Source organism: Nocardia aobensis NBRC 100429, assembly GCF_000308375.1.
GTDB lineage: Bacteria > Actinomycetota > Actinomycetes > Mycobacteriales > Mycobacteriaceae > Nocardia > Nocardia aobensis.
Genome location: NZ_BAFQ01000040.1, coordinates 25615 through 33170 on the forward strand (window position 1 = coordinate 25615; position 7556 = coordinate 33170).

Below are 7556 nucleotides of genomic sequence, written 5' to 3' on the forward strand. Positions count from 1 at the left end.
GGACAGAATTCGGACCGACGGTGATGCCGCCGTCCTCGAGGCCGGTGCCGAGCACCCCGACCACCGATGTGGTACCGATGAGTTGGCGCCGCCGCGCCCGGCAGCGGGCCGGCTCGAGGTGAGGAGAACTGTGACGATCCGGGTTTTTCTGGTCGACGACCACGCCGTGTTCCGGTCGGGGGTGCGGGCGGAGTTGAGCCGCGAAGCCGATATGGATGTCGTCGGGGAGGCGGGTACCGTCGCCGAGGCCGTGGCCGGGATCGATGCCGCGCGTCCCGATGTGGTGCTGCTGGATGTGCATATGCCCGACGGCGGGGGTGTGGCGGTCCTGCAGGGCATCGACGATCGCCCGAACGGTTCGGCGTCGGGTAACGGCCCGGTATGCCTGGCGCTGAGCGTCTCCGACGCCGCCGAGGATGTGATCGCGGTGATCCGTGCGGGCGCGCGCGGTTACGTCACCAAGACCATCTCCGGTTCCGAACTGGCCGAAGGCATTCGGCGCGTCGCGGGCGGCGACGCGGTGTTCAGTCCGCGGCTGGCCGGTTTCGTGCTGGACTCGTTCACCGGGCGCTCACCGGCTCCCGAACCCCCGCTGGACCCGGAACTGGATTCGCTGACCCCGCGTGAACTGGAGGTGTTGCGGCTGCTGGCCCGCGGCTACACCTATCGCGAAATCGCCGAAACCCTGTTCATCTCGGTGAAGACCGTGGAAACCCACGCCTCCAACGTGTTGCGAAAAACCCAGCAGTCCAACCGCAACGCGCTGACGCGCTGGGCGCACCGCCGGCGCATCGACTGAGTCGCGCCTACATCGCGGCGACGAGCACCACGATCAGGATGAGCAGTCCGATCAGCAGGCCCACCGCGATCGCGAGCGGCGCCGCATTGGGCCCGAACTTCGTGAAGTCGATGTCGACGAGTTTCGATTTCCCCAATTTCGGTTGCTGCGCAACGGCTCCGGCCGCGACGACCCGAGGCGGGCGGGGCAGCGGCGCGGAATGCGGACTGCGCAGTCCGGCCGCCGAATTGCGGGCGGCCCAGGCCGGAATCGTGCCGTCGTCGGTGCGGATCGGGGCGCCGAGAATATAGGGTCCGGTGCCGGGACCGAATGCGGCGGTGAGGATTTCCTCGCGCGCCTCGGCCATGGTGGGGCGACGCTGCGGCGCCGGCTCCATCATGTGCAGCAGCACCTGGGTGAGCGGTCCGCTGCGAGTGGGCGGAATGATCTGCGCCATCGCCGCACGCGTGACGATGACGTCGTTGTCGTCGTCGAATCCGTACGGCGGATGCCCCTCGATCGCGGTGTACAGCGTTGCGCCGAGGGAGAATACGTCGCTGGCCGGGCCCGGCTGAGCACCGCGCGCCACCTCCGGCGGCAGATAGGACGGGGTGCCGGTGATCACGTCCTCCGGCTCGTCGAAAGCCTCACCGGCACTGGAGATACCGAAGTCGCTGAGTTTGGCCTTGCCCACGTCGGAGCCCCGATCGGCGACGAGGATATTGCCCGGTTTGATATCGCGATGCACGATCCCGGCGGCATGGGCGGCGGCCAGCGCATCGGCCACCTGCGCACCGATCTGTGCGACCTCGATGGGGGAGAGGGTGTCGGCCAGCGCGAGCGCCTTGGCGACGCTGCGCGAGGGCAGATACTCCATCACCAGCCACGGTTCCCCCGCCTCGAGCACCACGTCGTAGACGGCGATGGCGTGCTCGTGCGAGAGCTTGGCCGCGACGCGGCCCTCGTGCACGATCCGGTTGCGCACCTCGGTCGCCTCGGCCTCGCTGAGTCCCGCGGTGGTGAGCACCTGTTTGATGGCGACCTCGCGGTTGAGCAGCCGGTCGGTGGCGAGCCATACCGCACCCATACCGCCGCCTCCGAGTTTGGACTGCAGGCGGTAACGGCCGGCGACGAGATAGTCGGGGCCGACGATGGGGCGGGCACGTTCGGTCACGGCGCGAGGATAGCCGAAAACCAGGGCGACCGGCCTGCTTCGGACCGGGGTTGGCGGCGGTCACAGCCCGGCGGGCAGGCCGTCGGATGTCACTGACGGGTGGCGTGGACAACAGCCGCGACCGGTGACGGAACAGTCGCAGTGGGGCTGATGTGACACGTGGGCCGGTGCGGCTTGACGGAGACCGGTCGGAAGGTTCTACTGTCACCGGATCGAACGTATATTCGATTAAGATCGATAGCTGAATCGGTGCTGCACCTCTCGTCGATGCTTCCGGGCGCTGTCGCGGGAGGCGAGCTCCGGCGCGGCGGGTGAGGTGGAGGAGGAGCGGAATGTAGCCGATGCGGCGGTGCGGTGCATCGAGTGCGGTGGAGTTCATTCGGTGAGAGATAGGTGGTCGGCGAGATGGGTTCGGCGGGTGATGCGCGAGCCGTGCAGCTGGCGGAGCTGCGGCGGCGGATGGCCGCGGTTCCGGCCCGTGGGGTCGAGGTCGTGGAACGCCCGCCGACTGCCGCTGAACTGCGCAGAGAGCTGCTTCCCGTACCGCCCGCCCTGGCCGGGCTGCTGCCCGAGGGTGGGGTGCCGAAGGGGTCGGTGGTGGCCTACTCGGGTGCGGGGTCGCTGCTGACCGGCCTGCTGGCCGCGGTGACCGGTGGTGGCGGTTACGCCGCGGCGATCGGTTTGCCGCGGCTCGGGTTGCTCGCCGCCGCCGAGATGGGCGCCGATCTGGGCCGGCTGGCCGTGGTGACCGAGCCCGGCCCGGATCCGGTGGAGGTCGCCGCAGTGTTGCTGGATGGTTTGGATCTGGTGGTGGTCGGCCTGGCCGGTATGTCGGTGCCGCCCAGCCGAACTCGAATTCTCGCCGCCCGCGCCCGCAGCAAAGGGTCCACGCTCGTGGTGACCGGCGGCGCCTGGAGCGGTCCGATGCTGCGGATCGACACCCGGGTCGCGGGCTATTCGGGCCTGGGGCGTGGCCGCGGCCGGCTGCGGTCGGTGCGCCTGGACGTCTGCGTGCGCGGCCGGTCCGCACCGGAACGCACCGGCACCCTCGATCTGTGCCCGCGTGACGGCCGGGTCGAATGGCTTGTCCCGGAATCGGATTCGCCGCCGACGACACTGTCGGCAGTGGGTGCGTGATGAAACGCGGCAGGGGAGCGAGATGAAACGCCCCGGATTTCGCGTACTGGCGGTGTGGTGTCCGGACTGGCCGGCCGCCGCGGCCGCCGCCGTGGCCGATCTCTCACCGCTGCGACCGGTGGTGGTACTGCACGCGAATCGAGTGGTGGCCTGTTCGGCGGTGGCGCGCGACGCGGGAGTGCGGCGCGGTCTGACCAGGCGCGAGGCGCAGGCGCGATGCCCGGACCTCCATGTGGCGCAGGCGGATCCGGACCGCGACGCGCGTCTGTTCGAACCGGTGGCGACGGCCGTGGACGCGACGGTGCCGGGCGTGGAGGTCCTGCGGCCCGGCCTGCTGGTCCTCGCCGCCCGCGGCGCCGCCCGCTACTTCGGTTCCGAGGAGGAGGCCGCCGAACGCCTGGTCGACGCGGTCGCCGCACTCGGTGTGGAATGCCGCATCGGCATCGCCGACGAACTGTCGGCCGCGGTGATCGCCGCGCGCCGGGCGCAGATCGTCGCGCCCGGCGCCGCCGCGAATTTCCTGGCGCCGCTGCCGGTGGGCGAGCTGGCCGTCGAGCCGAGCCTGGCTCCGCCGGAACGCGGCGAACTGGTGGATCTGTTGCATCGCTTGGGTTTACGCCGGATCGGTGATTTCGCGGCCCTCACGCCCGCCGAGGTCGCCTCCCGTTTCGGCGCCGACGCGATCCGGGCGCACCGGTGTGCCCGCGCCGAACCGGAGCGCCCGCCCTCGGCGGCCCCGCCCGCCCCGGATCTGATGGTGGAGTACCGGTGCGATCCGCCGATCGAGCGGGTCGATGCCGCCGCCTTCGCCGGTCGTATGCTCGCCACCCGGCTGCACGAACGACTGGCGGCGGCCTCGGTGGCCTGCACCCGGCTCGCGGTCCACGCCGAAACCGGGGCCGGGGAAGCCCTGTCCAGAATCTGGCGGTGTGCCCAGCCGCTCACCCCCGAAACCACCGCGGACCGGGTGCGCTGGCAGCTGGACGGCTGGCTCACCCACCGCGCCCGGAACGCCGGGAAACACGGGCGGACGGGTGATGCCGAAGCGCCGCCGTCCGCTCCGATCACCTTGCTGCGCCTGGAACCGGTCGAGGTGGTGGCGGCCGGTGCGCTGCAACTCGGGCTCTGGGGCGGGGTCGGCGAGGAGGATCAACGCGCCCGCCGTGCCCTGACCCGGGTGCAGGGTCTGCTGGGCGGTGAGGCGGTGCGGATCGGTGTCCTCAGCGGCGGTCGCGGACCCGTCGAACGTGTCACCCTGATCACCTTCGGTGAGGAATTGGTCCCCGCCGCCGACCCCGGCCTGCCGTGGCCGGGGCGGCTTCCGCAACCGGCCCCCGCGGTGGTGCTGGGCAACCGTCCCGAGGTCCGGCTGGAGTCCGGCGACGGCAGCCCGATCTGGCTCACCGATCGTGGCGAGTTCACCGCCGAACCGGCCGAACTGCACTGGGGCAAGAAGTCGTGGCCGGTCGCGGGCTGGGCCGGGCCCTGGCTGCTGGACGAACGCTGGTGGGCCACCGGCGATTCCGGCGGCGCCGTCCGCGTGCAGATCCTGCTCGACACCGAGGAGCGTGCCCTACTGCTGCTCGGCTACGACCACATCTGGCACGTGGAGGGCCTCTACGAATAGGGCTGGCGTAGCCCCGGCCCGGGCGCGGGCTATGGAACACCCCACACGCTGCGGCGACGGCGCCCACGGCGACGTACCCTGGCTGATCGTGGAGTCGAACGTCATCCGGGTGCCCCTGGCGGGGGTGCAGATCGCCTATCGGGATTCGGGCAGCGCGCCGACCACGCATCCGCTCTCGGAGATCCCGGTGGTGCTGGTGCACGGGATGGGTGGCGACGGCCACACCTGGGATCGCTTCGCCACCGCGCTGATCCGGTCCGGGCGCCGGGTGATCATCCCCGATCTGCGCGGCCACGGCCGCAGCGAGCACACCGCCTCGTACCGGTTCGAGGACTTCGGCGCGGATCTGCTGAACCTCTGTGATCGGCTGGAACTGCCCACTGTCGATCTGGTCGGCCATTCGCTGGGCGGATACGCCTGCTCGTGGGTGGCCATCGAACGACCGGCGCTGGTCCGGCGGCTGGTACTCGAGGAGCAGCCGCTGCCGCTGCGCTCCGGTGACGAACAACTCACCCTCACCCGGCGCCTACCGTCGGTGCCGGAACTGTGGCATGCCACCACCAGTCTGCTGCGTCACCCGCGCGCGGTCCTCGCCTTCGATCGGTCGATGACCACTCCGGCGCTCGAGCAGTTCCGTAAACCGCATCCGGAATGGTGGGAGGGGCTGGCGGATATCACCGCCTCCACGGTGATGTTGCGCGGCGGTCCCGGCGGCATGGTCGATCCGGAGAAGCTGGAGATCTTCCGCGCCAGCGTGCCGGACTGCCGGGTCGAGGCCTTCACCTGCGGGCACAGCATCCACCGCGACCGGTATCGGGAATTCGCTTCGGTGGTGCTGCCGTTCCTGGAGCACTGAACGTGGGGGCCGATTCCCGTTCCGCGCCACCCACGTCGCAGGTGCCCGCGATCGAATTCGACGGGTTGCCGTGTTCGGCGGCCGCGGCCGATATTCCGCTGCCGGGCAGCGCGACCCGGGTGAGCGGCTGGCTGTGCATCGAACAACCCGGCGCCTGGGGCCGCGATGTGATCGGCGATGCGGTTCTCGGCGCCGAGCTCACCGCCAGACTGGCCGCACGGACCAAGGCCGCGCGAGTCCGTCCCACCCTCATCCGGCGTCCCGGTCGCGGCGAATTCACCGGTGTGCGAACGGTTCTGCTCGCCGCCTCCCGGCCGCGGGGTTCGTGGTGCGAACGTCTGACCGTCACCGATCCGGAACAGCTTCTCGATATCGACCTGCAGGTACTCAACGGTCCCGCGCCGGGAATCGGTGAGCGCGTAACCGATCCGCTGACCCTGGTGTGCGCCCACGGCAAGCGCGATCAGTGTTGTGCCCGGCTGGGACGTCCGATCGCGGCCCGGCTGGCGGCCGAATATCCGGATCAGGTCTGGGAGTGCTCGCATACCGGTGGGCATCGGTTCGCACCCGCGATGGTGATCCTGCCCGAGGGCCTGACCTACGGCCGGGTCGACGGCGAGGATGCGGTCCGCGCGGTCGCGGCTGTCGGGCGTAATGATCTGTCGTTGAATGGTTTTCGTGGACGAAGCGGCCTTTCCCCGGTCGAGCAGGTGGCGGAGATCGCGGTGCGCGAACGGGTGCCGGCGGCCCTCGACCAGCTGACGGTGACGGCTGTCGAGCCGGACACCCCGATCTCGGATCCGGCGACCTTCGCCGGCGCCGCGGAGGTGACCCACGCCGACGGCCGCCGGTGGCTGGTCAGCACGCGGACCGTCGGCTATCCGCCCCGGCAGGCGAGCTGCGGCGCGGCCCCGAAACCGGCGTCGGCGATCGTCGCGGACGAAATCCGCGAGACCACTCGATGGTGAGTGCCGTGCCTGCGGTCCGCTGCCGCGTTCACCAGTAGGTGCCGGGCACCAATCGAGCGGCGCGGCGCAACGTCGAGCGCGTGACCCGTCCCGCCGTCGACGACTTGCGTTGCGGTTTCGCCTGCAGCGCGGGCACTTCCGACTCCGGTTCGTCCTCGACCGGCAGCTCACCCTTGGCGGCGGGGGAGTCCGGCAGCGCCCGGTAGTACCGGTGCATGACGCGATCCTTGATCCCCGGCGCGAACAGCGTCCCGTATTCGGCCAGGGTGCCCACGGGCACGTCGATGCGCCGCGGACGCTCGCTCAGCGCGCGCACGATGGTGGCCGCCGCCCATTCGGGAGATTCCGACGGTCCCTGTTTACCGCTGGGCGCGATCATCGGCGTCCGCACCAGCGGCATGTGGATGGTCGTGAAAGTGATGTTGTCGGAGAGCATTTCGGCCGCGGTGACCTCGGCGAACTTGTCCAGCGCGGCCTTGCTGGCCAGATAGGCGGCGAACCGCGGGGTGGCGACCTGGACCCCCGCGCTCGAGATGTTGACGATGTGTCCGGATTTGCGCTCCCGCATCTGGGGCAGCAGTGCCAGCGTCATTCGCACCGCGCCGAAGTAGTTGACCGCCATGGTCCGTTCGAAATCGTGCAGCCGGTCGGTGGATCGGTGCACGGCGCGCCGGATGGAGCGGCCGGCATTGTTGACCAGCATGTCGACGTGGCCGTGCGTGTCGAGAATCGACTTCACGGTCCGGTCCACCGAATCGGAATCGGTGACGTCGCATTGGTAGGCGTAGGCCCGCCCGCCCGCGGCGGTGATCTCCTCGACCACGGCGTTCAGTTCCTCGTCGCGGCGCGCGAGCAGCAGTACCACGGCCCCCTTGGCGGCGACGGCCGTCGCCGCCGCCCGCCCGATTCCGGAGGAGGCGCCCGTGATGACGACGTGTTTCCCGGTGAGATCCCGGCGTGCCCGCCGACGGGACAGATAGCCCTGTTCGGCCGCGTGGTTATCCGACATCGCTGCT

The 7556-nt window shown here is 70.4% G+C and carries 7 protein-coding genes; 5 read left to right on the forward strand and 2 right to left on the reverse strand.

All coding sequences use genetic code 11. The features are described 5' to 3' along the window. The first annotated feature begins 136 nt into the window (after nucleotides 1–136). Nucleotides 137–799: a response regulator gene (locus RJ03_RS04785; protein WP_036498325.1), complete on the forward strand. Its 663-nt coding sequence runs from the start codon at nucleotides 137–139 to the stop codon at nucleotides 797–799. 7 nt (nucleotides 800–806) lie between these two features. Here the strand turns inward: RJ03_RS04785 and RJ03_RS04790 are convergent, their stop codons facing one another. Next, nucleotides 807–1952: a serine/threonine-protein kinase gene (locus RJ03_RS04790; protein ID WP_036498315.1), complete on the reverse strand. Its 1146-nt coding sequence runs from the start codon at nucleotides 1950–1952 to the stop codon at nucleotides 807–809. A 405-nt stretch (nucleotides 1953–2357) separates the two neighbouring features. Here RJ03_RS04790 and imuA' point away from each other — a divergent pair, with 405 nt between their 5' ends. The 4 genes from imuA' to RJ03_RS04810 all read left to right on the forward strand — a co-directional run bounded on the left by imuA' (nucleotide 2358) and on the right by RJ03_RS04810 (nucleotide 6540). Next, on the forward strand, nucleotides 2358–3089 hold the full coding sequence (gene imuA' / locus RJ03_RS04795) for a DnaE2-dependent mutagenesis accessory factor ImuA' (protein WP_036498326.1): 732 nt from the start codon (nucleotides 2358–2360) through the stop codon (nucleotides 3087–3089). A 22-nt stretch (nucleotides 3090–3111) separates the two neighbouring features. Next, nucleotides 3112–4716, forward strand: coding sequence for a DNA polymerase Y family protein (locus RJ03_RS04800; protein ID WP_036498327.1), 1605 nt, complete (start codon nucleotides 3112–3114; stop codon nucleotides 4714–4716). 88 nt (nucleotides 4717–4804) lie between these two features. Next, on the forward strand, nucleotides 4805–5572 hold the full coding sequence (locus RJ03_RS04805; RefSeq protein WP_036498328.1) for an alpha/beta fold hydrolase: 768 nt from the start codon (nucleotides 4805–4807) through the stop codon (nucleotides 5570–5572). A 50-nt stretch (nucleotides 5573–5622) separates the two neighbouring features. Then, a complete protein-coding gene (locus RJ03_RS04810; RefSeq protein ID WP_036498329.1) occupies nucleotides 5623–6540 on the forward strand; it encodes a ferredoxin family protein in 918 nt (305 codons plus the stop codon). A 28-nt stretch (nucleotides 6541–6568) separates the two neighbouring features. Here the strand turns inward: RJ03_RS04810 and RJ03_RS04815 are convergent. Further along, on the reverse strand, nucleotides 6569–7556 hold a 988-nt coding region (locus RJ03_RS04815), incomplete at its 5' end, for an SDR family NAD(P)-dependent oxidoreductase (RefSeq protein WP_245552183.1).